The 1,399-nt window shown below is 58.7% G+C and carries 1 protein-coding gene and 2 pseudogenes; 2 read left to right on the top strand and 1 reads right to left on the bottom strand.

Going from position 1 to position 1,399, the window contains the following annotated elements; all coding sequences use genetic code 11:
* Positions 1 to 241 (top strand): annotated as a pseudogene (locus tag ORS3428_RS31360) (MucR family transcriptional regulator); the annotation flags it as partial.
* 252 nt (positions 242 to 493) lie between these two features.
* Positions 494 to 1,015, top strand: coding sequence for a thermonuclease family protein (locus ORS3428_RS34300; RefSeq protein ID WP_338011915.1), 522 nt, complete (start codon positions 494 to 496; stop codon positions 1,013 to 1,015).
* Positions 1,016 to 1,123: 108 nt separating this feature from the next.
* Here the strand turns inward: ORS3428_RS34300 and ORS3428_RS33755 are convergent.
* Positions 1,124 to 1,399: pseudogene (locus ORS3428_RS33755) on the bottom strand (hypothetical protein); the annotation flags it as partial.

The raw sequence follows: 1,399 nt of genomic DNA on the forward strand, positions 1-1,399 counted from the left end.
TTCCCGACTACATCATCTGCCTTGAGGACGGAAGAAATTCAAATCGCTCAAGCGGCATTTGGCTACGCATTTCGGTCTAACGCCCGATGAATATCGGGAAAAATGGGGACTGCCTCCGGACTACCCGATGGTCGCTCCCACCTATTCAGAAAGCCGCTCCAGTCTTGCCAAAGCGCTCGGTCTTGGCCGCAAGACAGCTACGAAGAAGAAAGCGCCGGTCAAGAGAGGACGAGGACGCTAGTCCGTCGTTTCAAGTGGGGAGAGCCAGCAATTGAGGAACGATCGGCAATCCCGCCGGCACCGGTCGCGCTTACGGCCTGGACGCCGAAGCTCTGTTGCCCGCGCTTCCCGCGGCCGGACGTTTGCAGTCGCATCACTAGCAGTCGCTGGCCTGGCGGCTTCAGCATATGCCGTTTTTCCCCTCGCTGCGGACAGCCATGGCGATCTTGGAGCGACAGTAGCCAACTGGACTGCCGCCAACCCACAGACCATTATGGGGACGGCATCGGTTGTGGACGGTGACACGATCGAAGTCCACGGTCAGCGCATCCGCTTTAACGGAATCGACGCGCCTGAGAGCCGCCAGCTCTGCAAAGATGCAAATAGACTGGATTATCCATGTGGAAGTCGATCCACCGAGGCCCTCGACACCTTTTTTGCCGAATCTCGCCCGGTACAATGCAACTTCGTCGCATGGGATAGGTACCACCGTTTCGTGCGCGACTGTCGTCGCGCGGACGGCGCTAGCGTGGCGTCTTGGATGGTTGAGCACGGTCAGGCTCTTGATTGGCCCCGATACAGCCACGGCGCGTATGCGGAGCAGCAATTACAAGCGAAGACTGCCAGAAATTGGTTGTGGACTGGCGAATTCGAGGCGCCGTGGGATTGGCGCGCCGGTCACTCCGATGATCCAAAGCCTCCAACAAATCGTAAGTTGGACCTAATTACGCACCGGCAGGTCGCGCAGAGCTACTCCTGCCAGCCTCGACGCTTGCTCGCAAATCTCCTCATGTGAGGAAGCGCGTTGGTGCTCATGGGGCGGCAAACTCGACCGAGACGGCGATGGAAACCTTGCGAGGGCCTCCGCTAGTTCGCTGCAGTGGACCTTCCTACGTGCGCAGGTTCACGATCTGGACGTTAGGCTGCGCTGCACATGCGGTGTCGATCGGTGCGAGCCGTGCACTTGGGCCAGCGCTGAGATTGCCTGACAGAACGGCTGACTGATATTCGTTTTCGAGAACTCGAGGAGTTCATTCAGTCCGCTACCGCTCGACAGTCGCAACGCCTCATATCGACAGATGGGAATCTGCCGATTGTTTTTGAACCGCCGGTCGGGTCCGCCGCTCTTGTTGGGGTGTGTCCAGGTGTAACCAATGACTTGGGCGTCGGATGGAACTCG

The organism is Mesorhizobium sp. ORS 3428, assembly GCF_001854785.1.
Taxonomy (GTDB): Bacteria; Pseudomonadota; Alphaproteobacteria; order Rhizobiales; family Rhizobiaceae; genus Mesorhizobium.

What these genes read in the sequence shown, in the direction of transcription:
- ORS3428_RS34300 (WP_338011915.1), top strand. Translation starts at nt 494, where the DNA reads ATGGGGACGGCATCGGTTGTGGACGGTGACACGATCGAAGTCCACGGT.